The sequence below is a fragment of the Spirochaeta lutea genome, from assembly GCF_000758165.1.
GTDB lineage: Bacteria > Spirochaetota > Spirochaetia > DSM-27196 > Salinispiraceae > Spirochaeta_D > Spirochaeta_D lutea.
On record NZ_JNUP01000067.1, the window covers coordinates 1 to 24776 of the forward strand.

Sequence of the window (24776 nt, forward strand, 5' to 3'; positions counted from 1 at the left end):
CTTCAAGGGTGGGGGGAGGTTTGTAAAAAGTTACAGGGTTTTGCGCACTATGTATGACATACAGCTGTCGTAGTTCATGGCGTACACTCACCTAAAAGCCAAGACAAGGAGAGTACCAATGGAAATCAAAGACGTACCAGAAACCAAAACCCTGGCAGTGAACCTGACCGTTCCTGCCTCCGGCCTGCCCGAAGCCATCGGCAAGACCTACGCCCAGATCGGCGCATTCATGGGAGCCAAGGGCATCCCAATGACCGGGGCCCCCTACGTACTGTACCGCAATATGGACATGGATGCCCTGGACATCGAAATCGGGTTCCCTGCGGCCCCGGGAAGCGAAGGCGAAGGGGATATTCGGCCCTCGGTAATTCCCGCCGGCCGGGTTGTGACCACGATTCACCTGGGCCCTTACGGCGAGTTGGAAAAAACCTATACCAAGGTAAGCGAATTCGCCGCACAGAGAAACATCACCTTGAGCCCCTGGATGTACGAGAGCTACCTCAACTCTCCGGAGGATACCCCGCCGGAAGAACTGCAAACCCAGCTCTATTTTCCTATCCAAGGGTGATTTTACTACCCCTGGGCTGTCACCGGCCCGGGGGTTACCTCGGGCCTACCGGATCACCCAAACCCGGGATCAGAATGGCCCGAAACCGATAACCACCGCCGCTGCTAAAAAGAGGCTAGTAACCAGCAACATGATTCCCTGAAGCTTGAGGGTCCACCGCAGCCACATAGGGTAGGATACCACGGTGAATCCCAGGGCTATGAGAAGCAGGGCATTGGTCGGGAAGAGCATATTAGAAAATCCGTCGCCGAAATCAAAGGCCAAAACGGCGGTTTGCCGGGTAATCCCTACCAGCTCAGCCAGGGGAACCAGGATGGGCATCATCAGGAAGGCCTTGGCACTTGCCGACCCAATGAAGAAGTTCATCCCCAGGGTAACCAGATAAATGAGAAACGCTGAGGCTAGAGCCGGAGTCCTACTAATTGTCTGAACCGCCATATGGAGGATGGTGTCCATAATCATGCCCTCCACAATGATATGCTTCACCGAATAGGCCATCATGATAAGCAGTACTCCCGGCAGCATATTTACAACCCCGCGGAAAAACACCCCAACCATTCTTCCCGGCCCCATGCCCGCAAACAGCCCCCCGCCGATACCGCCGACCAGGAAGAGCAGTCCCATCACCGGAAAGGCCAGATCGCTCAGGGCGGGAATCTGACCGGAAACCAAAACCAAGAGAACCGCCAGGCCGACGCAGGAGGCGAACCAGTTCAGAGCCCGGGCATGGCCCCTGGCAGCCGATCCCTCAACAGCCCCGGCTCCGTCCATCCCGGCCTCCGTTACTGGCAGCGCATTGATGCCATCCCGGGCCGGATTGGGGGCCGACCCGGCACCGGCGATCCCGGTGTCTGCTGCCGGCGACGCCGTGACGCCACCCAGGGGCACATCACCCTGCCCCGACGGGGTTGGGCTGCCCGGGATACTGGCATCTCCTCCGCCGGCTCCAGCCTGACCGAGGGGGGATGCTCCCGAGGAAACCCCGGCCAGGGTAATACCCAACCGGGCCCGAAGCTCCTGGTCTTTGGTAAAGCTGGGTGAACTGGTCGGATCCGCCTCAACCCGCCGGGCATGGCGGCGGACGAACCAGAGGCAGATTCCGTACACTACAATAAAGAAGATGATCCGCAGCCAAACCCCGGAAAACAAGGGCAGATCGGCAATTTTCTGGGCGACGGCGATGGTGAAGGGGTTTGTGACTGCTGCTGCAAATCCGAAGGCCATGGGCAGCAAACTCATTCCCAATCCGGTCAGGCTGTCCCAGCCCAGGGATAGGGAGAGGGGTACAATGAAGATAATCATGGGTACCATTCCCTCGTAGATCCCCATGAAGCTTGCCACGGCCATGAACAAAAAGATGAGTACCGAAATAAGGGTATACTTATTCTTCTGAAAGCGTGCAACCAGCCGGCGGATCAGGTCCTCCATGACCCCGGCTACCTCCAGAATGGTAATGGCTCCGCTTACGAAGATAATAAACAGGATGATGGTAATCAGGGCGATATTACCCTCAAAAAAGAAAATCTCAAAGGGGGCGGTGAACCAGCGCCAGACCGGGTAGTCGGGCTTTTCCATGGCTTCAAAGGATCCGGGCACCACCAGGGTCCGGCCCTGTTCCACCACCCGGTCGAACTCCCCGCTGGGCAGAACGACCGTTAGGATCCCCGAGATAACCATGAGCACCAGAATGATGCCCGCAGACACCAGCAACGATTTGAGTCCGATCTTCAGGCTGCTTTCCCTCTCCATCAATCCCCTACCTCCCTACTGTATAGGTGTTCCCTCATGTGTCCAGCACGGTACCCTACACTGGATGCGGTGGGGTCATCAAGAATCAGCCCCGGGGGCAGCGGGGGCAGCCCCGCCGGCAGGGGGGTTGCTGTGGCTCTGGGCGCTCTGGAGTAGTTCCAGATAAAACCGAATCCCCGCCTCGTAATTTTCCAGGGATATACGCTCGTTATGGCCGTGGATAAGATTCAGCTCAGCCTTACCCAGCTCCATGGGGGCAAAGCGGACGACAGTGTCGGTGAGATCGGCATAGTGCCGGGAGTCGGTCTGAGCAGTTACCAAGCTGGGCAGCACCGGTCTGCCGGGAAAGGCTGCTCGGGCGGCCCGGGCAACCCGCTCGTACTCCCGGGCTTCCCCCTGCCCCTGGGTAACCGGCGAACTGTGGAGGACCCCGGGCTGAAAATCAACCTGAACCCCCAGGCCACGGACCCGCCGGCGAACCTGCTCCAGGGCCTCCTGGGGTGTCCATCCCGGCAGGAGACGCAGATTTACCACAGCCCTGACCCGGGAGGGCAGCACGTTTTCTGCAGGGCTGCCCTGCAGAACCGTCATTGCCAGGGTGGTCCGGACCATACTTACAGCTTCGGGGTTGTTCCTCATGGCCAACACGAACAGGGGCTTGGTAATCCGCAGGTTGGCAAATATGAGCCCCAGGGAGAAGGGAACCAGGGGCACCAGGCCCTCAAAAAAAGCCCGTACCGAGGCGGATAATTCGTAGGGAAAGGTATGGGATTCCAGCCGGGAGAGGGCGCGGCCCAACCGGGCGGCGGCTTGAAACCGGGGCGGCCGGGAGCTATGCCCCGGGGGCTGATCCGCCCAAAGCTCGAGATTCGTGTACCCTTTTTCTTCGGTACCGAGAAGCACCACCGGGGTTTTGACCCCGGGGATTCCCTCCCGGGCCACTACCAACCCCTCATCGCTCACCAGGGAAAACCTCAAGCCCCGGCTGCGGAAATGCTCGGCCAGCTGCCTGGCCCCCCTTGTGCCGTTACGCTCCTCATCACCACCGAAGGCGAGATACACATCCCGGTCGAAGGCGGTACCCCGGGACACCAGGTAATCCCCTGCTTCCAAAATCGCCATGAGGGTGTTTTTCGTATCCAGGGTTCCCCGGCCATGAACAAAGCCCTGGGCGATGCGTCCGGAAAAGGGCTCGTCGTCCCAAAACTCAGCCTCTACCGGAACCACATCGTAGTGGGCGAGGAGGAGCATGGGAAGGGGTGCCGGGTCGCGGTTCCCGTCTTTGTCTCGGTGTTGGGGTGATTCGACTGCCTGCCGACCCGAAGCAGCGTCCCGAGGTATCCGGATATACCAGCCGAAGGGCCCCAGACTGGTGAAGGTACCCAGAGCCGCCAGATGGGGGAACTGCTCCTGAACCATGGCTTGAAAATCCAGAAGGGCCCGTTCCATCTCCGGAAAACCGCCGCCTTCGGGCGGGGTTACCGTGGGCAGGGCTATGGCCCGGGAGAAGCGCTGGGCGTACCCCGGGCGCAGATCACCGGGAAGATCCGCCGGCCGGCCCGGCGGTAGGTCCGGACCCGAGGCCCGGAGAATGAGGGTGCGGATGATCATGAAGACAATGAGCAGAGCCAGGAGGAATCCCGGGATGAGCAATACAATCATACCCAAGTATAAATGGATAGCCCCGGGGTTGGTAGCCTATCTTGCCTTGGGAGGGAAAAAGCGGTATCTATGGTGGCATGAAATCCCAGAAACCCACAGTACGAACCCTCATCACCGCTGCTCTCATGGTAGTAATTGCTGCCGGCTGCGCCTCCGGTCCGGACCGGAAGGAGCTACAGACGGTAATCGAAGATGCGGCCCAGGTATTTGAGCAAGGAGGTCTGCCCCCGGGGCTGGTGAACCGGATATCCCGGGCCCAGGTTACCCTTCTGGGCGAAACCCACTACGTCCAAGAACACCAGGAGATGCTGGTGGCCCTGTTTCCCGAGCTGCAACGGGCAGGATACCGGCAACTCGGGGTGGAATCCATGCAGGCCTTCGGTTGGATTTTGGATGATTATGTACGGGGCAGTCGGGATGATTATCCCCAGGGCCTCGCGCCCCTGGATTCCTTCTGGATCGAGGGCCTGCGGGATTTTAACGCCCCCCTGGCGCGAGAGGATCAAATCGGGGTGTTCTGCTTCGATATGAACCACTGGTCGGATAGTTTTCAGCAGTCCCTGCTCGCCATGAGCCGGGAGCTGGATCATCCGGAGCTGAAACGGTATGCCGGAGAAATCCTGCTCCTGGATCCCGGCAGTACCGGGTACCGCAGGGCATTGGAATCACTCTACACCCTGGAACTATCCGACCCTTGGATGGAGCGCCTGACTCGCATGGTGGAGATCGAAGAGCAGAGTATCGGATTGCGGGATTCCATGAAGGATAGCGCCCGGGAGGCTCTGATTATCCGCCTGGTGGAAGAGCAGCTGGATGCCGGAACGGGCAAGGTGGTGGTTAATACCGGGATGTTCCATGCCCAGCGGCAGGTGTTTATGGGAACGATCCGGCGGCGCCTGGGTACCGTCCTGGATGAGCGGTACGACCAGAATCCTGATGCGCTGTTTTCCCTGGCGGTCTTCGGCTTTACCGGGGAGCGGCGGAACCGGTTCTACGATACCGAATCCGTGGGCATTACCCCGCCCTGGCAGCGTAAGGAGAATAACCTGACGCGGCTGTTATGGGAGCTTCCCCGTCGGGGCGAGGGCGGGAACATCTTTATACCCCTGGACGATCCCCTGTTCCAGGAATCCATGGGGGTTGCCTACAGTTTTGATGAACTCCGGGCCGCTCCGGGTAGGCAGTTTGACGCATACCTGGTTTTTTCCTCCATTAGTGTTCTCCGGAGTATGCAGTGAACGGGGATGTAACGGTTCTCTGGCCTTCGCGGCGGGTCTGGTCAGCTTTGTGAGTCCCTGTGTGCTGCCCCTCATTCCAAGTTACCTGTCTATGCTCGGGGCCTGGGTTGCCCGGGGGCCCGGGGAGGGTAGAACCGGTAGCGGGAGGAATGATGGGGCCGGTACCGCTGATGGCGCCGGTTCCCCGGTCCGGGAGGCCCCTGGAACCGGATGGGGGATCCGGGCTCAGAGTTTGGTGATTACCCTGGGCTTTGTGCTGGGTTTCTCGGGGGTGTTTGTGCTGCTGGGCCTCGGGGCAGGGTTGGCGTCCGGCCCGGTGGCCGGGCCCCTGTTGTCCCTGGGGGCGGGCATGGTGGTGATCGCCATGGGGCTGCATTATGCCTTCGGGTTTTTCCGGGGGCTGTACCGGGAGTTCCGCCCGGGGATGTCCTTCCGCCGCTCCCGGGTTCCGGGGAAGGGCAACCAGGACGCTGGGGCCGCGGTTCAGAATCCCGGCCGGGCGGCGGGGCGGTTTTTTATGGCTATTCCCATGGGGGCGGCCTTCGGGGCGGGCTGGACACCCTGTATCGGTCCGATGCTGGCGTCGATTCTCGTGGTGGCCGGCTCCTCGGGGGATTGGCAGCAGGGACTGGTGCTCTTGAGTTTTTATTCCCTCGGGTTGGGACTGCCCTTCCTGCTCTTTGCGGCCGGTGCTGGTACCCCGGGCTTATCCGGGTTGATCGCCGGGTTGCGCCGCCGTTTGGGGGGTATCCAACGGGTGAGCGGCATGGTCCTGATTGCCCTGGGGGTGTTGATTGCCACCGGGAGGTTTGCCTTGTTGACCGGATGGATTGTTGGAGCCGGATTGGAGCTCGGTCGGTGGGCCGAACAGCATCCCGGAGCTTCCGGGGTGGTGGGGGCGCTGGTCTGGCTTGGGCTGGGCGGCTGGTTGCTTTGGGCTGGGAGCAGGGCCGCGGGTCCCCGAAAATTACCCAGGCGAAGAAGAGCAGTCCTCATGGCTGCCCTCGGACTCGCCTTCGCCGTTCCGGGGATACTCAATCTCCTAGGAATCATTTCAGTCCTGGAATGGACCGCAGCCTGGCTGCAGTTTCAGGGGCTCTAGTCAGGGTGCCGGCAGAGACTGGGGTTCCGCCTCCAGAAGGGAATCCAGCCGGGAGGCCAACAGGTTCCGGGAGACGGCCCCGCTGCGGCGGTAGGTGATGATTCCGGTCTGGTCGATGATCAGGGTTGTGGGAACGGTGCGTACCCCGTACCGGGCCTGTACCGAACCTGAGGTGTCCAGCCCGTGGGTAAAGGCCGGAGAGAACCGGTCCACAAACTCCTGGACCCCCGCAACACTTGCCTCGCTGGAGGTAAGATTAACCCCCAGGATATGAACCCTATCGCCGTATTCTTCTTGGAGTTTCACAAGTTCGGGGAACTCCGCCCGGCAGGGGGGACACCAGGTCGCCCAGAAATTGAGCACCACCGGCTTGCCCCGTAAGGCTGATACCATAATCTGCCCCCCCAGGGGTTCGATGGTATCCGGAGCGGCGGATATGACCGGGGTATCGCCGAGGCCTGATTCCCGGGGCTCACCCCTCAGGGCCTGGGGCGAGAAATTCTCAAGGACCGGTAAACTGAAATCATAGGCTTCTTCCCCTACCCGACTGCCGGTTCCCTGTTCCCGGGAGCTGAATAGGCCCTGTTCGGCCAGCTCCAGGATGCGCATGGTTGGTAATCCCCCCAGAAGAAACACGCCAAGAAAAATCCCCAAAGCCCGGATATCCCGGGGACGTTGTTCATCATCCGTTTTCTTTGCCCCCCAGATGCTCCAGGCAAACCACAGTCCGGCACCGCCGAGTCCGAGGATGGTTCCCACTGTCCCCCCGGGCAGGTACAACAGGGCCAGGGGTTCTTGGAGGACGGTACCAAGACTAGTGAGCAGGGGAGACAATTTCCACATGACAAGAAAGACGAGTAGTCCGGTTACCAGACGGTCGAGGAGCCGGCTGGCGGTAACCCCCCGGGCCTGCTTGTCCGGGGCGCCTGGCAGACTGCGGGGGATGAACCGCAACAGGAGAAGGCTGACGGCTCCTGATACGATAATGATTAACCCGGTAACCAGATATTCCCGGGGAATATTCAGTAGTTGATCCATCTAGGTATTGTACACTCCCTCAGCCCGATAGGCCAGTCGTGGATTTTGCCCATGGATTCCCCCCGGGAAGGGTATGCGAGGATCTGAGAGTGCGCCCTGCATGAGTCTTCAATCCCAGGCTACCTGGTCCGGCGGAACTGGGCCGGTGTGAGGCCTGCCACAAGACGGAACTGCCGGGAGAAGGTCATGGCATCCGGATACCCGAGATGCCTGGCAATCTCCTTGAGGCTCCAGGTACTGTCCATCAACAGCCCCCTGGCCCGGTCCACCCGCTGACGGATCCGGTACTGGGACATGGACATTCCCATGTACCGGGGAAAGATCCGCCGCAGCAGACTGTAGCTAACCCCCAGCTCCGAGGCTATCTCCTCCAGGCCCAGCACGGCCGTAACCGGGTCGGCCAGGGCCTCGGCGGCCTGCTCCGCCAGGCGCAGGTGGTGGTCCAGGGTTTCCCGGGCGTATCGCCGCTCCGGCCCTGCCGGACCGGAGGATTGGCCGGTAATCCCCCGGCGCAGCAGGGTAAATACCAGATTTTGGCACTCCAGGAGGCAAAATCCCAGGTCTCCCGGGGGAGCCTTCTCCAGGTGATCTGCCGCCGCAAGCCACCTCCGGGCCAGGGGTAGATCCAACCCGGGGTACTGCACCCGGGAATCCCCGGGCAGAAGATCCAAGGCCCGTAATCCCTGGTACATGGGTGTGCCAAAAGCAACAAAACACTCCAGCCAGGAATGACCGGGTTCCTCGGAACCATACACCTCCGTGGAATGCAGCTCCCCGGGAACCCGGAAAAAGAGGCTCCCCGGTTCAAGTTCTTCCGAGCCAGAGATGCCACTCCGATAGCTGCCCCGCCCCCTGAGGAGGTACACCACCCCGAAATGGGGAAACCGAACCCCCAGAGAGCTATCAGCCGGGGTCTTCTGCATGAAACCGCAGCCCAACAGTCCCGGGCTTGCAAGATCGCCCATGGTTCGGAACACCGGCCGGTGAATATCCAGTTCTGGGGGGATAGTATGGTCCTGCATAGCCATAGGATAGGTCGGATGTATCAGTTTTGACAATAGACAGATCAATCTTGCCCATACCCGGATGATGTTTCGGTGGTAAAATAGGATTATGAAAACCCACGAAATCCCCTCCTGGATGGATCCCAGGCAAACCAGCGCTAACATCCTGCCCTCTCGACCGGCCCTACTGCCCTATCCGGACACAGCCTCCGCCCTGAAAGGCTTGAACGCATCCTGGGACGAGCGTCTTGGCCGGGGAGGAGAGAGCCCCATGACCCCCTGGGTCCAATGTCTCGACGGCGTCTGGGACTTCCGGTTTTTCTCCCAGGCTGAATCGGCCTTCGCCGCCATTGGCACTCCCGATCTCCGTAATCCCCAGGGCAAGATCCAGGTACCGGGGGTCTGGACCATGCAGGGCTGGGACCACCCCTGGTACACCAATGTCATTATGCCCTTCCCCCATAAACCGCCCCGGGTGCCGGATCACAATCCCACAGGGTTGTACCACAAGCGGGTTAGCATTCCCGAGAACTGGCGGGGCCGCCGGGTGGTTCTGCGGCTGGGAGCAGCCGAGAGCTGCGCCTACGTGTACCTCAACGGGAGCTTCATCGGCATGACCAAGGACAGTCGGCTGGCTGCCGAGTTTGAACTTCCCGATGCCCAACCCGGCGACCACAGCCTGGAGATACTGGTGCTGCGCTGGAGCGACGGCAGCTTCATCGAAGACCAGGACCAGTGGTGGATGGGAGGGATTCACCGGAGCGTGTACCTGTACTCCACGGACCGGGTCTACCTTCAGGATGTGTTTGTTTCAGGGGATTTTAACGCCGATCAGGCCACAGGGTTACTCACCCTGCAGGTAAGCCTTCAGGGAAGCGCCGCCGCCTCCAGACCTGAGCTGGAGCAGAGGCCCCAAAGCTCCCTGGATCCCTGGCCGGGCGGCCCCGAGGCCCGGAGCCTTGAACCCGGCTGGAAGCTGGTAGCCCAGATATCCCGAAATCCGGTATACACGGTCCGTGACCCCGAAGAACCCGCCATGATGCCCTTGCTCACCCGGCTCATCTCAGGGGAATACCGGGCATCAGGCCACCAGATCAGGGCCGTCGTTCCCATGGATGGTATTGAACCCTGGAGCAGCGAGCAGCCCAACCGCTACCTCGTCACCCTGAGCCTTCTGGATCCCCGGGGCCGGGTGGTGGAGTGCACCGCCCTGAACACGGGGTTCCGGTCGGTGCGGGTCCGGGACCGGCAGCTTCTGATCAACGGCAAAGCGGTACTCATGAAGGGGGTAAACCGCCATGAACACCACCCCCGGCTGGGTAAAACCGTGCCCCGGGAGGATATGATTCGAGACATCCGCTTATTGAAGCAGAACAACTTCAATGCCGTCCGTACCAGCCACTATCCCAATACCGAGGAATGGTACGAACTCTGCGACCGCTACGGCATCTACCTGGTGGACGAGGCGAACATAGAATCCCACCACTACTATGACCAGCTCTGCCGTGAACCGGACTGGGCAGCCGCCTTCCTTGACAGGGCCGTCCGGATGGTCCAGCGGGATAAGAATCACCCCAGCATCATCCTCTGGAGCCTGGGCAACGAGAGCGGCGACGGCCCCCATCACCGGGCTATGGCCGCCTGGATCCGCTCCTACGACCCGAGCCGGCCCATCCAGTACGAGGGATCAGTCCGCCAAGAATGGGGACAGGGTCCCTTTGACTTTTCCCGGGGCAGGGATGTAACGGAGATTATCTGCCCCATGTACCCCACCATCGCCGAAATCATCCAATGGGCCCAACATCCCCCCCAGGGAGAACACCGCCCCTTGATTATGTGCGAGTTCAGCCACGCTATGGGCAATTCCAATGGCAGCTTCGCAGACTACTGGAAGGCCGTGAAGGCCTATCCCGGTCTTCAGGGGGGATTCATATGGGACTGGATCGACCAGGGCATCGAGGTGGACGGCCCGGGGCGTACCATCCTGGGGGTGGCCGCCTACAAGCCCGGCCACCCCTCCCTCGGGACCGAAGCCTCCGAGCAAGGCAGGTCGCCTACCCGCCACTACGCCTACGGGGGAGATTTCGGCGACAGCCCCAACGACCTGAGCTTCTGCCTGAACGGGATTGTCTGGCCCGACGGCACCCCCCATCCCGCCATGGATGAAATCAAGTCATGCTTCCAGCCCCTGGACATCCAGATCATCCACCGCCCTCAGGCCTCCCCCGCGCCCCTGGAATGCCGGATTACCAGCCGATACGATTTTGTCCCGACGAAAAACCTCGGCCTCGAACTCAGCGCCCTGTTGGATGCAACCCCTCTGGGAACCAGCCTCCAGCCCCTTCCCTCCCTTACCCCGGGGCAGAGCCTGGCGGTATGCCCCGACCTCCCCCAGCCCCTTGCCCTGGCCCTGAAAGAAACCCTGGCCCCGGGGTCTCCGGGCATCCGGGGAGAACTGGTGGTGACCGCCCGGATTGTCACCCTCCAGGATGAGGAATGGGCCCCCCGGGGCCATGTCATCGCCCAGAATCAAACCAGCCACGGCCGCTGGCAGGGGCTGGAATCCCAGGAGAACCGGAACATATCTGACTCCGGGGATGCCCGGTATTCCGCCCCTCCCGGGGATGCTCCAAGCCGCATCCCCGCCGGAGCCCCCGGTGTAAACAGCCCGGACGCCCCCGGCACCACCTTACCGCCGGTCTGGCCCCTGCTGGGACTGCCCTGCCCGGTTATCTGGCGGGCTCCCACGGAGAACGATACCTTTAAGGCCATTCCTGACGGTCAACCCGCAGCCCTGGCGGACTGGCTGGCCTGGGGCCTAGATACCGCCCTGGCAGAATCCGCTCCGCCCCAGGAGCCCTCCCCCGAGCACCTGGGTTCCGGCCCTTGGAACTACCAAACCACCGTCGCCGGGGTGGACGTGGTGTTGACAACCCAACCGTTGTCCCGGGGATTCCGGCTGCATGCTGTGTTTACCGTTCCCCCGGACCGGCCCCGGCTGCCACGCCTGGGAATACACCTCCTCCTATCCCCGGAATTTCGCCATGCCACCTGGTACGGTCGCGGCCCTGGCGAGGGCTACCCGGACCGTCGGCAATCCACCCTCTTGGGGGTTTACCGCAGCTCGGTCCAGGACATGTACCAACCCTACATTGTTCCCCAGGAACACGGCCACCTCCAAGACCTGCGCTGGCTGGAACTGAGTACCGGGCCCGGGACGCCGTCTTCCGCCGGACCCGGCGGTTCCCTGGGTTCGACCGGTTCTTTCGGTTCTTCCGGACCCGCCGGTTCCCTGGGCTCCGCTGATCCCGCCGGTTCTTTCGGGCCTACCCGACCCGGCGGTTCCCTGGATTCGACCGGTTCTGTCGGTTCTTCCGGACCCGGCGGTTCTTTCGGTTCCGCCGGAAGGGCAGAGGGGGAAACTCCGGCCCGTTCGGGGTCGGGCAGGAGGATTCTGGTTTCCCGGGCATGGGAATCACCCCAGAATTCCGAAAATTCCCAGGAAGGTTTCTCGGCAAACATCAGCTTGTTTTCCCTGAGGGACCTCACCGAGGCGCGGCATACCTGGGATCTCCCTGCCCTGGGACCGGACGCACCGGTCCACCTGATTCTGGATGCGGCCCACCGGGGATTAGGAACCGCCACCTGCGGGCCGGATGTGCTGCCCGAGTATGAAATCGCTCCCGGCATCCACCGGCTGGACGTGGACATTATCCTGGACGATGCCGCCCCGGAGGAGTGAGAGCATTCCGGGGGCAGCCGGACCCTCTGGATGGAACTGAGTGAGCCTGAATGTCCGTATAAACCTGTCGGGATCCAAAAAACCAGGGTCTCTAGGCGGCAAGTGTCGTGGATGAAACCTCCCGAGCCCCCGGAACGGGCACCCGCCCCGGGTATACTCTGGGGTCGCCGCCGGGTATACTCTGGCGGATGAAACGAATATTCCGTTTAGGACTTCCCCTGCTCTTCGGCCAGCTGACCTTCTACATGCACCAAATCGCCGACAGCGCCATGCTCGGCCACTACGGTCAAGGCAGCCTGGAGCTGGGTGCAGTGGGGATCGCCGGGTTATTCACCTGGATTCTGAACACCTTTCTTTGGCCCCTCTCTTCGGGGGTTCAGGCCATTACGGCCCGGCGGTTCGGCCGCCAGGACCTTCAAAACCCCGGCAGCCAGCACCACACCGGGGAAGCCCTGGACAACGGCATCATCACCGCCCTGTATTCGGCTGCCCTGGCCCTGGTGGTAAGCTTCTCCGCCCGGCCCATCCTTACCCCCCTGATCCGCGATCCCCGTATTCTGGAACTCACCCTCCAGTACATCGCTATTATGCGCCTTTCGCTCCTGCCCTCGGGGCTGTTTTTCGTGCTTCAGGGGTTCTTCAGCGCCATTAACCGTACCCGGTACGTCATGTACTCGGGCATCCTCAGCAATACCCTGAACATTCTCCTGAACTGGATCTTCATCTTCGGCAATCTTGGGCTTCCGGCCATGGGCATCCGCGGGGCTGCCCTGGGAACCGTCCTTGCCAACCTGGTGAGTATGGTGTTTTTGGGGGTGATTCTCATGCGCCGGGGCTACAACCGCAGTTACCGGCTCTTCACATTCCGGCATCTGACCCCCAAACTCCAGCGGGATATCATCGCCGTCGCCCTTCCCCCGGGAATCCAAAATATCATCGCCCTGGGGATTTTCATGGTTTACCAGACCATCATCGAGGACTACTCCACGGTCTATCTGGCCGCCACCCATTCCCTCTTTTCCTTCATGCGCCTGAACAAAACCGTCATCGGCGGCTTCGCCCGGTCAGCCTCCATCCTGGTGGGTAACGCCTTGGGCCGGAACGATAAGGCCGAGGCAGCCCATCTCGGCCGGCAGGCCGGGCTGCTGGGTACCCTCATCGCCCTGGGGGTGGCAGGCCTGGCCCTTCTCTGCCGGGGATTCATTGCCAAGTTTTTCACCAATGATCCAGCAACCCAGGCGGCCATCACCCAGGCCGTGCTGTTCTTCTCCGGATTTTACTTCGCCGAATCCATCGGCTATACCTTCGAGATGATCTTCACCGCCAACGGGTACGGCCGTTGGGTGCTCTTCAGCGAAGCCACGACCAACCTGGTGTTCATCCTCGGTGCAACCCTGCTGGCCCGGCATTTCTTCCCCGGACAGATACACCTGGCCTGGCTCAGTTTCGGGCTCTACCAGCTCAGCCACGCCCTGCTCATGGTAGCGGGCTATCTGCGCCGCCGCTGGCTGCATGTGGAGGTGGATTCGGCAGCGGCAGAGATCCCCTAGACCAGAATTCCTGGGTTCCATCCGTTGGTTTTATAGTGTGCAAAAGCTTATAACCTACCCTAGGTGTAGCGTAATTCTCGGACACACCTCACAGATATAGTGGTGAATGGGGGATTTCTTACAACCTTTTGCGCACTATTCAAAAAAAACCGGCCCCGTGAGGGGCGCTGTATAGCTGCCCCCCCAGGACCGGGTCTTGTTTGAGTTATACCCAGGCTTCCTACCAGAATACCTGCCGTATGCCGCTGGCATTCGAGTCGTAGGTACTGCTGGTCTTCCCCGGGGTTACGGTGAAGGTGCTCCAGCCCGAGGGCCAATCGGTCAGGGTGAATGAAATCTTATAGATATTCTCGTAGGTTGTACTCGGGTTTCCGATTTCAGCCATGGTCGCGGTACTCAGGTCGGACCTGCGATACTCCAAGGCTTCGTTGGAGTTATCCGAAGTGATTTTAAACCATTAGGCCAGGCTCGGAGCCGTAAAGGCAAGGGTCAGGGTATCACCTGATCGGGAGTGTCCCAGGGCTCGAATCCTATCGAAGAGCTCCATGGTTTTGGTTTCGGTAACAGAGTTCAGTACGGTTCCGGCGGCATCCAGAGCCTCCACCTTGATGGAAGTTGTCCGGCCATCCTTGTTATAGGTTACCCCGTTGTCATCCACATAGGTGAGACCGAGATTATAGGTCAGGGTAAAGGAACCATCATCATTTTTCGCCAGGTAGGTATAGGTTTCGTCAATGGGTCCGTCACCGAAGGTTCCCCCGGCATTGAACTTGACGAACTCGCTCTGACCTTCATATTTCAGAGAGACCTGGAACTTCGATACCGCTGTTGCATCCCCCTTCAGATCCCAGGTTACCTCGACACCGTTCCATGCGGTTGATGTGGGAAGTCCATCGGGTAAACTGATGGAAACAGAATCGATTCCGGGTGACGGCTCGGGGAACACCGCTGATGCAAACTCAAAGGAAGGAACATCGGCGTAGTAGCTCTCCCCGGTCAGCTTATACTCTACATGGAAGTAGTAGGTTGTACCCGGAGTGCCCTCGCTGTACACCATGGTAGTACCGCTGGTAGATCCAATACTCTCTCTACCGCTCTCGCTTGCCGATTCGGAGACAAACACCGTGTATTCATCGGCATCTTCCATGGCATCCCAGGAGACGGTAATAAAATCAACACTGTTCGCTACCGCCTTAACACCGGTAATAGGATCGGGATCCGAACCGAAGAGTCCGCATCCCACCATCGCCAGTACAAGGAGTACTGTCACAGCCCCTTGTCCCAAAGTTTTAAGAATTCTCATTGTAACCTCCAAGAAACGTTCTGGTTTCATGGTGATTCACTGAACCTTAAAACTTCCTTAACTTTCCGGTATTTTTATTTTCTCTAAAGGTATCTGTAGTGCGCAAAAGCAATTGGGGAACCCCGGGACCTTCCTAGGCAGTACCTGTAAACGTCATGGACCATCCATAGATCCGTCTCATCCTAGGTCACTGAATAATACTCGAAGATCACCCCGGAACCGTAGACGGTACAGTTTTCAAGGTTCGCAGGCTGTTCTTTGCCCAGGGTGTGGAACAGCGGGATCCCATCTCCAAATAAGACGGGGTTCCTCTTCAGTATCAGGCGGTCTATGAGGCCGTGTTCTAAGAGATAGGCTGCCAGCGTACCGCCTCCGCAGAGGTAGATGTCTAACCCCTCTTGATCCTTCAGGTTGGCTAGGAAGGTACTTACATCCTGGGACACCACCTCGATTTGAGGGTGATCGAAGGCTCCTATGGTGCTTGATATGACATATTGTTTCATATGCCCGTACATGGGCACCGGCTGGCCCTTCCTCAGGCCGAATTGATACGCGAATTCATAGGTGGACCGGCCCATCAGCACGGTATCATAGTTTCTCAGGGAATCAATGTAGGGCTGAATATGATCTCCCTCTCCTAAAAAACCGTCAACCGAACCATCCGGCTTTGCTATGAAATTATCCACCGACACCGCAATATAGTAATCAAGTTTCCTCATGGCATACTCCTTTGTTTTAGGAGTACTATGACCGGGAATCCTGGGGATGTATTGTAAAAAATTTAACCTGGCTGATTTACGGAGCCCCGAATAACACCGGATGGTACAATATCCCCGGTGTTCCGGTCTAGGGAATCTTTACAACCTTTTGCGCACTATCTAATCATTCCGTAATATCCGAATACCCTCTGGAACCTACAGCTCAGGCAGATTAAAACCATGCCTTGGATCCTGGGCTGAGTAGGCGGAGGGCAAAATCCCGGAAAACTGGGTAAACTCCTTGATAAAGTGGGCCTGATCAAAGTAATCCACCCCATCCATACCCACAAAGCGGGTACTGCCGGCAGCCCCCAGACCCTCAATGGTTTTGGTAAATCTAAATAGCCGGGCATAAAGCTTTGGGGCCACTCCGACCACTGTTTTAAACCGGGAAATAAAAGCCGGATGGCTGATAGGTAGATGTTCAACAATACTACCGATGGATTGACCCTTATGAATTTCCTTGAGTGCATGAAAGATCATCTCATTGGTGTACTCAATCTTCCGTATTGCTCCGAGGAGAAACAGTTCGACAATCCGCATCTTATCAAATGCCGTTCTCCCACAACTGATCTTCTCTTGCAGAACATCGAAACCATGGACTGAAACATCGGACATCGGGGTATGCCTGTCAGTAAAATGATCAGCCGGTATCCGAAAAAGGGTATATAGGGCCCCAGGCCAGAATACTACTGTCAAGAGTTTTGAGCTGCGGGCTGTATTGATGGAGAAGGGACGGCTGTTCAGGCCGCTTACCATGCCGGGAGACATGTTCGTGAACCTTTTCTGACCTTGATACCGAACCTCATAGGGATTTTCAGAATAGTCTATATTAATCTCGGAGTACGTATTCGAAAGAATCCGCTCGGAAGCGTGCGGGGGGTTATAGCCATCATAGGTCCAGATGCTCTGAACGAATTGAGAAACAGGATATGCCGGTCGATAGATGAATAACGGCCCTTCCTGTTCATCTGGAGCCATTAATCAGCTCCCGGGCCGGTCAGGTGTTTTTCCAGCCAGAGAAGCACATCCGCATACACCTCTTGATTGTTGGTCTCGTTGAGCACCTCGTGGCGGGCCTGATCGTAGAGGGTCACCTCAACATCATGGACTCCCCGGGCACGCAGCCGGGAAGCCACTTGGAGAACCCCCTTCCCCCGGGCGCCCACGGGATCCATCCTTCCGGCGATGAAGTACAGGGGCAGATTCTTGGGCACAGAATCGAAAAACTGCCGGGAGTTCACCAGGCTGAGCCCTCCCAGGAGGTCAGAGAAAAACTGGGATGTGCAGACAAAGCCGCAACGGGGATCATTGATGTAGCGGTCCACCTGTCCGGAATCCCGGGTAAGCCAATCAAACTTGGTCCGTGCCGGCTCAAAGGGCTTGTTGTAGCTTCCGAAGCTCAGACGATCCATGAGGGTACTGATATGCCGGGGTCCCTTGCGGCGGATTTCTGCAGAGGCAATCCTTCGGCCCACCCAGCCGCCAACCCCCGGATTGCCTGCGGTTCCGGAGAGAATACAGCCCGCCAGATGGTGAGCGTAGTCCATGATGTAGGTCCTGGCTATGAATGAACCCATGGAATGGCCGAATAGAATCAAGGGAACCCCGGGGTAGCGGCTTTGAGCATCCCTGGTTACCCTCAGCATATCATCCACCACCAAAGACCATCCCTGGCGTGGGGCGAAGAATCCCAAATCCTTCTCCGTCTGGGCGGTTCGGCCGTGACCGCGGTGGTCATGGGCAAAGACAGCATAGCCGTGATCCACCAGGAACCGGGCAAAATCCTCGTAACGGGCGGAGTGTTCCGCCATACCGTGGCTTATCTGCACCAAAGCCTTTGGCTGCTCCAGGGGAGCCCACATGGTTCCATGGATGGTAGCCCCGTCCTTGGCGGTAATTGTGTAGTGCTGGTGGTTCATAGACTCCTCCCCGAGCCAGTATATGCCCGGTCGGACCGGCTGTCCAATGGATTCAAACCCCAAGACACTCCTCCTCCAGCCCCTCCATCCGTCACCGCCGTCGACTCTTCGGGATGCTTCAGGCCATCCCAGCTGCCCGCTCCCCGGCCCGCCATCCCGTGGACCAGCAGATCTGCAGGCTGAATCCCCCGCTGGGCCGGTCGAAATCCAGAATATCCCCGGCAAGCAACAATCCCGGCACCACGCTGCTCTCCATGGTTTTAAAATCCACCTGCTCCAGATCGACCCCGCCCCGGGACACAATAGCCTTATCGGCGCCCAAATGTCCTCGGTAGGTCAATCGAAGACCATGACACCCCTGGGCCAGACGGCGACGCTCCTCCCGGGAAAGCTCGCTACACCGCCGATCCTTGGGCAGCCCGGCCTGCAGACAAACCCTGTTCGCCACCTTGGGCGGCAGCAGCTCTGCCATGACCGTGGCCACCAGCCGCTTTCCACCCTGCTCACACCCCTGCCGAAGGGTGGCGTCGGTCCGGCTCCAATCCTCACCGGGCAGGAGATCCAGTTCTAGATACAGGGTTTTTCCATTCTGGGGTGATTCGACTGCTTCCCGGCCTCCTGCTTTGAGAGATTTTGGGAGCGGCGCGGCCTCGCGGACCTGAGCCGCTAATTCCTTTATCTCGGCACTGGCGTTGAGAATAAGCGGCCCGGAAAGCCCGAAATGCGTAAACAGCAGCTTGCCTCTGGCGGTATGCAGCCCCCTGCCGTCGGGCCCCCGCACCGTAAGCCCCGCATCCGGAAAGGATATGCCCATGAGATCTGCGGTCCAGGACTCCCGGGTGGTTACCGGCACGAGAATAGGTTCGGGATGATGGATACGGTGCCCCAGATGCTCCAGCCATGGGATGGCATCCCCGGTGGATCCGGTTTCAGGGCGGGCGAATCCCCCGGTAGCAAGAACAACCCAGGGGGCGTAAAACTGCCGCTCCCCGGAGCACTGTACCACCAGACCGGAACCCTTGGCGGGAGGCTGTAATCCCTGAACAGGGGTGGAGGTCATAACCTGCACGCCGCTGCGTTTCATGTATTCTACCAGGGCATTCAGCACCGAATCCGCACGGTCGTCTGCCGGAAAGGCCCGCCCCTCAGCTTCCACCTTGGTCGGCACGTTCGAATCCCTTAAAAAGCCGAGCATATCCTGGGGACCGAAGCCTGCAAAAACCGAGTACAGCCGCCGTCCCTGCCGGCCGTAACTCCCCACCAGAGAATGCAGATCGGGTTGAAGGTTGGTGACATTACACCGTCCGCCCCCGGTGAGCAGCAGCTTGCGTCCGAGACTGCGGTTTTTCTCCAGCAAGAGCACCCGGCCTCCCAGCTCCCCGGCCCGGGCAGCTGCCATCATGCCCGCAGGCCCCCCGCCGATAACAATGCAATCAAAATCAGTATTCACCGGGCAACTGTACTACGCCTGTCCGGGAGATTCCAAGAGACCCACGGTCGGAAATCAGGTAAAGACCAGCCCCATGGATTGATACAAAAAAAACAAGAATTTTAAGGTTACCTTAAGATTGGCCGGCCTATCCTGAAAAAAACGCTATAAGGAGATTCTATGAAACGATTCAAATTAACTGTTATTATTGGATTGGTTATATTGTCCCTGGTCAGCCTGGTTGGCTGCGACGGACTCTTCGGCCCCGAGCCGGTAATCAATAAATTCGAGGCAGACGGATACACCTACGGAGTAACGGTTAAAGTGGGCTTAGGAAAGAGCCAGGCCTTTAACGTCCGGGGCAGTATTTCCGGCGACGGCGCGGGAACCCTGGAAATTCTCGCCGATGAAACCGTGTTAGCAACCCGGGAAGTTGAAGGCGAGTTCGATATTTCCCAGTGGTCTGTGAAGTTCGATGAAGCAGGAAGCTTCAAGGTAAAAGCCCGATTAACTACCACCGAGGGAAAGGAATCCGACAGCGGAGAGGTAACTGTTCAGGTGACTGAGGTTTCCGTTGACGCTGTTTATGCAGATCCCTACGTTGTGGCGGAAATCGGGGACACCGTCAGGCTGAATGTTATCGTAAATCCCATTACCGCCTCAAACCGTGACGTCACCTATACCAGCGACAAGACCAGTGTGGTAGCCATCGAAGGCGGAAAACCCGTTGCAAAGGCAGCAGGCATCGCGAATATTACTGTTACCACGGCTGACGGAGGAAAGACCGCCACCGCCAAGGTGTATGTCTGCCCCTCGGATGAGTATCCAGTCTCCGTTTACTCCTCCGACTCAACCACCAATGACATAACCCTGGGGTGGAACGACCGGACCACCTACGTTTTTGCCATGACCGAAACAGGCAGCGTGAATATAGCCTACGACGGCGATACCCACGGTCTGGATTACGAGATTGCACCCTATACCAGTCCTTACAGCTACGAGAAGGACAGTACGATTCCTAAGTATTCCACTACCGAAGCAACAAACTTGGATGCCGGGATCTACTACCTGACCATCCGGAGAACCACCACCCCGACGGGAGATCTTCCCTTCGAGATTTACCTGTACGACTAAGATCAGGTACCGATGATGGCTTTCCCAGCGTCCGGCATAATGCCGGACGCTTTTTATTTGCCGAAAACCCGACGGTTATTTACGAGTCTCCGGTAATTCTTGGGAAGGAGCGCAACCCCCTGCGGTACGGGATTCTTCCCGGCCCGCAACCCTGTTTCGCATCCTGCCTATGGCTTTCCTGACCGATCTACTACTACACTTACAGAAGGAGGTTCCGTGCATTCCGAACAGACCCTATTAGATATTATCCACCTTCAAAGCGCCATAGTCCGCCGGGGCTTCGATCTGACCGAGGTTATGGATACAGCGGTACAGGGCGTCCTGGGCCTGGTGAACGCCGAGGGGGCTGTCATTGAACTGGCTGATGATACCAGCATGATTTACCGGGCCGTCGCAGGCACCGCTAACCGCTCCCTGGGGCTACGAATTCCCCGGATAGGCAGTCTTTCGGGGCGCACTATGGACGAAGGGGTGCCGGCGATCTGTCAGGATTCGGAGGTCGATCCCCGGGTAGACCGGGAGGCGTGCCGCCTGGTGGGATTACGGTCCATGATCCTCATTCCCCTGCTGCACGGCAGTAAGCCCGTGGGGGTACTCAAAGCCTATTCGGCTAGGCCCCACCGTTTTTCAGATTCGGATGTGGAGGTACTCACCCTCATCTCCGAGATGGTCGGTTCAATCATCCATTTTGCCACCTCCCAGGATCACCAGGATCTACTGTACAAGGCGACCCACGATTATCTGACCGGGGTGTTTAACCGCTCAGAGTTCATGGACCGGCTGCGCCGTGAAATCACCCTAAATCAGACAAAACCCAAGGGGAAACACCGCGATTTTGGGATCATTATTGCAGATATGGATGGCCTCAAGCAGGTGAACGATACCCACGGCCACTTGGCAGGAGATGCACTGATCCGGGAGTTTGCCCACCGCTGTCAGAGCGTGCTGAGTAAATCCGATACCCTCGCTCGGCTGGGGGGTGATGAGTTCGCCTTCCTCCTAAGCCCCCTGGGTTCGCCCCGTGATATGATGGCGGTACTTGGGGACCTTCGGAGGGTTCTTGAGCCGCCGGTTATCTGGCAAGACCTCGAACTGGGACTGTCCACCAGTTTTGGCGCCAGTAGGTTTCCCCGGGACGGTGAGCAGATATCCGAACTTCTTGAGGCCGCAGATTTCCGGATGTACCGGCGTAAGCGCGGCAAGGGCGGAGAGCCCCGATAAGCCATCGATTGTGCGCGAAAGGTTGTACCGTTGCACCCCGGCGACACCATCCATAGGCGGACTTATAGGTTGTCCTGCCATATAGTGTCGTTTACAACCGTTTACGCACTACTTACGCCATCAGATCCGGCTGGCGTAGTCTTGGTTTAGGGATTCGGCTTCCCATGAAATGATGACCTCCAGCTCCCAATGGTAGGTGGGCGTTTCCTGGGCACAGGCGAACCCCAGGCTGCTGTAAAATGCCTGATCACCCCCGAGCATTCCCCGGCACCGGGGATCAAGAGCCAGTACCCGCCGGGACGCCTCCCGGATGAGGGCCGAGCCAAGTCCTCGGCGGCGGTTCCACCAGGTAACCCCCATGGGTTCCAGCTCGCAATAGGGAAGCCGGGAATCGTACCAAATTGTTGCCATGGCAACCGGACGGCGGTACTCATCAAGGATGCAGATATCTAGATCGGGTCGGTAATGGGCCATCCGCCGCAGGTCCTCAAAGGCCTGTCCTCCGAACTTACAGGCATGTGAATCACCCTGATACCCGAAGGAATGACGGTGAACCAGAGCAAGATCAGCCGCCGTGGTGTTCCTGCCGTCGGCAAAGCTGTAGCCGGGAGGTAGCTGGGGCGGTTTTTGAAGATCCGATGGCGGAATAACATCGAAGGGCAGAACCAAAGAGCGGCAGCCCCAATCGTTTTTTGAAAACCCGGTCGAATTCGCCATGTCCGCCAGGGTCCAGTTCCAGGGGGGGATATGCAAATCCACATACCTCGTGCGGCCATCGGACTTTACCCCGGCTCCGTAGGTCTTGGCGAACCGTATCATCTCCTGGACCAACTCAGCATCCTCTGCCCTCTGGGGAGAATCGAAGAAAAAGAAGGTCTCTCCGCTGTGAACCCCCTCGTTACAAATTGCGGCCACAATAGCCCCATTGTGGCGGTAGAGGCCGATACTCTGTTCCCAGGCGTGGCGGTGGCCGGTAAAGCCCGGATGCAGCCCGGCGGAGAACTCCAGGCGGCTGAGGCCGAAGCTCGGTGCCGGATCCCAACGGTAGGAAGCCAGGACTAATTCCTTGAGCTCGGGATAATCTGCGGGGTTGTAAAAGCTGAACTGGTATTTCAATGGATCCTCCTTCGATCCTTGGCCGCGCCTGGTTTGGAGCAGCGGGGTAACGCTCCAGCATCACCTTCCGATATCAGACGCCGGGGTAGCGTCAGAGGGTGGAACCGGTGCAACTTTTTGTGCACTCGGGTACTCGTTGCTGCACAAAAATGCTCTGAAGCAAACCGGTTTAGCAGGACCGGCGCGGAGCCCGTTCATTTTTACCCCGGGAGTAGAGGTTCTACCCGGGAATAGAACCCCCGGCGCCAGAATCCGTCTGATCGCGTACACCCTAAAAGCCTGCCCTCAATTCTACCCCGGGAATTGTTCTTTCGTCTATTAATTATCCATTTCCCAGTGCGCACTGGGTAGCAGGTTAATCGCCCCGCTGGGCCCGCCACATCCGGTACCACTCCAGGGTACTAGCTACCCCTTCCTGCAGACTCACGGGAACAAACCCGAACTCCCTTTCGAAATCCTCCCCGGACACCAGGTACGCCTCCTGCTTCTGGTACATCATCTCCAGGAGCTCCCGGACCTGGGGATTTACAAGCCCCAACAACCTCAGCATCCCTGTGGGAAGCCTACCAATGGTAGACCGGCTCCCGGCCTGCTTCCGAAACTCCAGGGCTACATCCCTGGTGGTGGTCTTCTCCCGATGAGCCACAATCCAGGCCTTCCCGTGGGCCCTGGGCGACCGGACTGCTAAAACCAGGGCCCGCCCGAAATCTCCGGCATAGGTGTAGCTATGCAGGGCATCGGGGTCGCCCATGAGGGAAACCCGCTTAGACTGAATCAGGGGATTCAGAAAATAATCGGTGCCAAACACGCTCTGGCCGGTAGCCCCGGGACCGTAGTAATCCGATCCCCTGATACTCGTCCACACCAGCCCGTCTTCGGCCTGGGCCCGGAGCAGCTGCTCATGCAGCTCCTGACGTATCCGGCCCTTTCGGGTCGGGGGATCCACCGGGGTCTGGAGGGTGATGGGCGAAACACCCCGGGCATACATGTATAGGTTCTCCGTCAGCCCAAGGACAGCCTTCTGCTCCAGGGCTGCGGCAATTACATTGGTCTGCATGGGGGGGAGCAGTTCCGCCCATTGGTGATACAACGGGTTTGCACAGTGGTAGATATGGCTCGCCCCCTGAGCGGCAGCCCGAACCTGCCCGGGATCCAGGGCATCCCCCTGGACAACCTCCACATCTGCAGCCGTCCAAGGAGCCATAACCAGAGCCCGAGGGGCGTCCAAAGTCCCGGTCCGGTTCACCACCCGCACCCTCTTGCCGTCTTCCAACAACGCCCGGGCTGTAAACAGTCCCAAGGGTCCCGTACCGAATATTGTATGAAGTTCCATTTCATTTACTCCTTTGTTTAGGGTGATTCCAACGTCTCTTCCTCCGGCAGCCCCTGCCGTCACCCTCCCCGGCACATCGCTCCCGTCCACTCATTAATGTTGGCACTGCCAACTTTACTGAAGTATACCCCTCAATGTAGGCAGCGTCAACATCTTCTGATACAATCAGACCATGAATCAGCCCTACCACCATGGCAATCTCGGCGAAGCCCTCATCAACCGGGGTCTGGAGCAACTTGAAGAACACGGCTTGGACTCCTTGAGCCTCCGCGGCTTGGCGGATCAGATTGGGGTCTCAAAAACCGCCCCCTACCGCCACTTTAAGACCAAGCACGATCTGCTTACCGCCCTGGCTGCCGAGGGCTACCAGCGCTTCGCCGATATGCTGGAAGAACAGGAACGCCGGCTTTCCGGAGAGAACGCCAACAGCTTGCTGGAGGGGCTCTACACCGCCTACGGCCACTTTGCCCAGGGGCAACCGGAACTCTACCGGTTGATGTTTTCCCGCTTGGGAAACAGCCTGCATTCCGAACGATGCAAACTCAACGCCCAGCGGGCCTTTTCCGTGGTTCTCCGGATGGCCGCCCAGCTCGAACCCCAGAGGGCGGATCCCCGGAGCCTGGCCGTCAGCCTCTTCGCCAATCTCCACGGATGGGTCATGATCCTCATGGACGACCTCATACCCCCCGAGGCTGGAGCAACCTGGGATAGCTGGACCCGCTTTGCCCGGCTTCCCCAGGTTTTTACCCCGGAAGACGGCTGACCCGAACCGCACGCCCTCGGCCCTCGGGCCCGTTTGACCTTGAAACGGGTACCCTCAGCCGGGCTTGGACCACATCATCCCTTGACAGCATCATCCCGATATACTATTTTGTTGCGTACGCAATAATTTAGACTACCGGCCTCC

20 protein-coding genes are annotated in these 24776 nt (G+C 58.9%); 8 read left to right on the forward strand and 12 right to left on the reverse strand.

All coding sequences use genetic code 11. The annotated features are described in order from the left end of the window. The first annotated feature begins 118 nt into the window (after window positions 1-118). On the forward strand, window positions 119-568 hold the full coding sequence (locus DC28_RS11570) for a GyrI-like domain-containing protein (RefSeq protein ID WP_037548830.1): 450 nt from the start codon (window positions 119-121) through the stop codon (window positions 566-568). A 69-nt stretch (window positions 569-637) separates the two neighbouring features. Here the strand turns inward: DC28_RS11570 and DC28_RS11575 are convergent, their stop codons facing one another. Together DC28_RS11575 and DC28_RS11580 are read right to left on the reverse strand one after the other, a co-directional pair. Next, window positions 638-2317, reverse strand: a complete 1680-nt coding sequence (locus tag DC28_RS11575; RefSeq protein ID WP_037548832.1) for a YfcC family protein — start codon at window positions 2315-2317, stop codon at window positions 638-640. 78 nt (window positions 2318-2395) lie between these two features. Next, window positions 2396-3979, reverse strand: coding sequence for a M20/M25/M40 family metallo-hydrolase (locus DC28_RS11580; RefSeq protein WP_052078818.1), 1584 nt, complete (start codon window positions 3977-3979; stop codon window positions 2396-2398). 77 nt (window positions 3980-4056) lie between these two features. Here DC28_RS11580 and DC28_RS11585 point away from each other — a divergent pair, with 77 nt between their 5' ends. Together DC28_RS11585 and DC28_RS11590 are read left to right on the forward strand one after the other, a co-directional pair. Then, window positions 4057-5217, forward strand: a complete 1161-nt coding sequence (locus DC28_RS11585; protein ID WP_037548834.1) for a TraB/GumN family protein — start codon at window positions 4057-4059, stop codon at window positions 5215-5217. Next, window positions 5195-6319 carry a cytochrome c biogenesis CcdA family protein gene (locus DC28_RS11590; RefSeq protein ID WP_037548836.1) on the forward strand — a complete coding sequence of 375 codons (1125 nt, stop codon included), beginning with the start codon at window positions 5195-5197 and terminating at the stop codon, window positions 6317-6319. Before DC28_RS11585 ends, DC28_RS11590 begins: the two co-directional genes overlap by 23 nt. Here the strand turns inward: DC28_RS11590 and DC28_RS15730 are convergent, their stop codons facing one another. Together DC28_RS15730 and DC28_RS15735 are read right to left on the reverse strand one after the other, a co-directional pair. Next, the gene (locus DC28_RS15730; protein WP_052078819.1) at window positions 6320-7357 is read right to left on the reverse strand and encodes a TlpA disulfide reductase family protein; all 1038 of its coding nucleotides are present in this window, start codon (window positions 7355-7357) and stop codon (window positions 6320-6322) included. Between the two features lie 119 nt (window positions 7358-7476). After that, window positions 7477-8379, reverse strand: a complete 903-nt coding sequence (locus DC28_RS15735) for a helix-turn-helix transcriptional regulator (RefSeq protein WP_162180233.1) — start codon at window positions 8377-8379, stop codon at window positions 7477-7479. Between the two features lie 91 nt (window positions 8380-8470). Here DC28_RS15735 and DC28_RS16860 point away from each other — a divergent pair, with 91 nt between their 5' ends. Continuing rightward, on the forward strand, window positions 8471-12103 hold the full coding sequence (locus DC28_RS16860; RefSeq protein WP_081942162.1) for a glycoside hydrolase family 2 TIM barrel-domain containing protein: 3633 nt from the start codon (window positions 8471-8473) through the stop codon (window positions 12101-12103). Window positions 12104-12291: 188 nt separating this feature from the next. Continuing rightward, complete coding sequence (locus DC28_RS11610) at window positions 12292-13653, forward strand: MATE family efflux transporter (protein ID WP_156104669.1); 1362 nt, start codon at window positions 12292-12294, stop codon at window positions 13651-13653. Between the two features lie 220 nt (window positions 13654-13873). On the opposite strand, the gene DC28_RS16455 is transcribed toward DC28_RS11610, so the two are convergent. From DC28_RS16455 to DC28_RS11635, 6 genes are all read right to left on the reverse strand, one after another. Then, on the reverse strand, window positions 13874-14038 hold the full coding sequence (locus tag DC28_RS16455; RefSeq protein ID WP_156104670.1) for a hypothetical protein: 165 nt from the start codon (window positions 14036-14038) through the stop codon (window positions 13874-13876). A gap of 72 nt (window positions 14039-14110) precedes the next feature. Further along, complete coding sequence (locus DC28_RS11615) at window positions 14111-14956, reverse strand: hypothetical protein (RefSeq protein WP_037548842.1); 846 nt, start codon at window positions 14954-14956, stop codon at window positions 14111-14113. Window positions 14957-15138: 182 nt separating this feature from the next. Beyond that, window positions 15139-15675, reverse strand: coding sequence for a dihydrofolate reductase family protein (locus tag DC28_RS11620; RefSeq protein WP_037548844.1), 537 nt, complete (start codon window positions 15673-15675; stop codon window positions 15139-15141). Window positions 15676-15870: 195 nt separating this feature from the next. Continuing rightward, window positions 15871-16695, reverse strand: a complete 825-nt coding sequence (locus DC28_RS11625) for a DUF6597 domain-containing transcriptional factor (RefSeq protein WP_037548846.1) — start codon at window positions 16693-16695, stop codon at window positions 15871-15873. Next, on the reverse strand, window positions 16695-17636 hold the full coding sequence (locus DC28_RS11630) for an alpha/beta fold hydrolase (RefSeq protein ID WP_037549040.1): 942 nt from the start codon (window positions 17634-17636) through the stop codon (window positions 16695-16697). The genes DC28_RS11625 and DC28_RS11630 overlap by 1 nt, the downstream gene beginning before the upstream one ends. Window positions 17637-17754: 118 nt before the next feature. Further along, entirely contained in the window at window positions 17755-19086 is a 1332-nt protein-coding gene (locus tag DC28_RS11635; RefSeq protein WP_156104671.1) for a BaiN/RdsA family NAD(P)/FAD-dependent oxidoreductase, read from the reverse strand. Window positions 19087-19245: 159 nt separating this feature from the next. Here DC28_RS11635 and DC28_RS11640 point away from each other — a divergent pair, with 159 nt between their 5' ends. Next, the gene (locus tag DC28_RS11640; RefSeq protein ID WP_037548851.1) at window positions 19246-20199 is read left to right on the forward strand and encodes an Ig-like domain-containing protein; all 954 of its coding nucleotides are present in this window, start codon (window positions 19246-19248) and stop codon (window positions 20197-20199) included. Between the two features lie 216 nt (window positions 20200-20415). Beyond that, window positions 20416-21420, forward strand: a complete 1005-nt coding sequence (locus DC28_RS11645) for a GGDEF domain-containing protein (RefSeq protein WP_037548853.1) — start codon at window positions 20416-20418, stop codon at window positions 21418-21420. Window positions 21421-21540: 120 nt separating this feature from the next. On the opposite strand, the gene DC28_RS11650 is transcribed toward DC28_RS11645, so the two are convergent. Further along, window positions 21541-22536, reverse strand: a complete 996-nt coding sequence (locus DC28_RS11650; RefSeq protein WP_052078821.1) for a GNAT family N-acetyltransferase — start codon at window positions 22534-22536, stop codon at window positions 21541-21543. A gap of 355 nt (window positions 22537-22891) precedes the next feature. Beyond that, the gene (locus DC28_RS11655; protein WP_037548854.1) at window positions 22892-23869 is read right to left on the reverse strand and encodes an NAD-dependent epimerase/dehydratase family protein; all 978 of its coding nucleotides are present in this window, start codon (window positions 23867-23869) and stop codon (window positions 22892-22894) included. A 172-nt stretch (window positions 23870-24041) separates the two neighbouring features. Here DC28_RS11655 and DC28_RS15740 point away from each other — a divergent pair, with 172 nt between their 5' ends. Beyond that, window positions 24042-24632 carry a TetR/AcrR family transcriptional regulator gene (locus DC28_RS15740; protein WP_052078822.1) on the forward strand — a complete coding sequence of 197 codons (591 nt, stop codon included), beginning with the start codon at window positions 24042-24044 and terminating at the stop codon, window positions 24630-24632. Window positions 24633-24776: the final 144 nt, after the last annotated feature.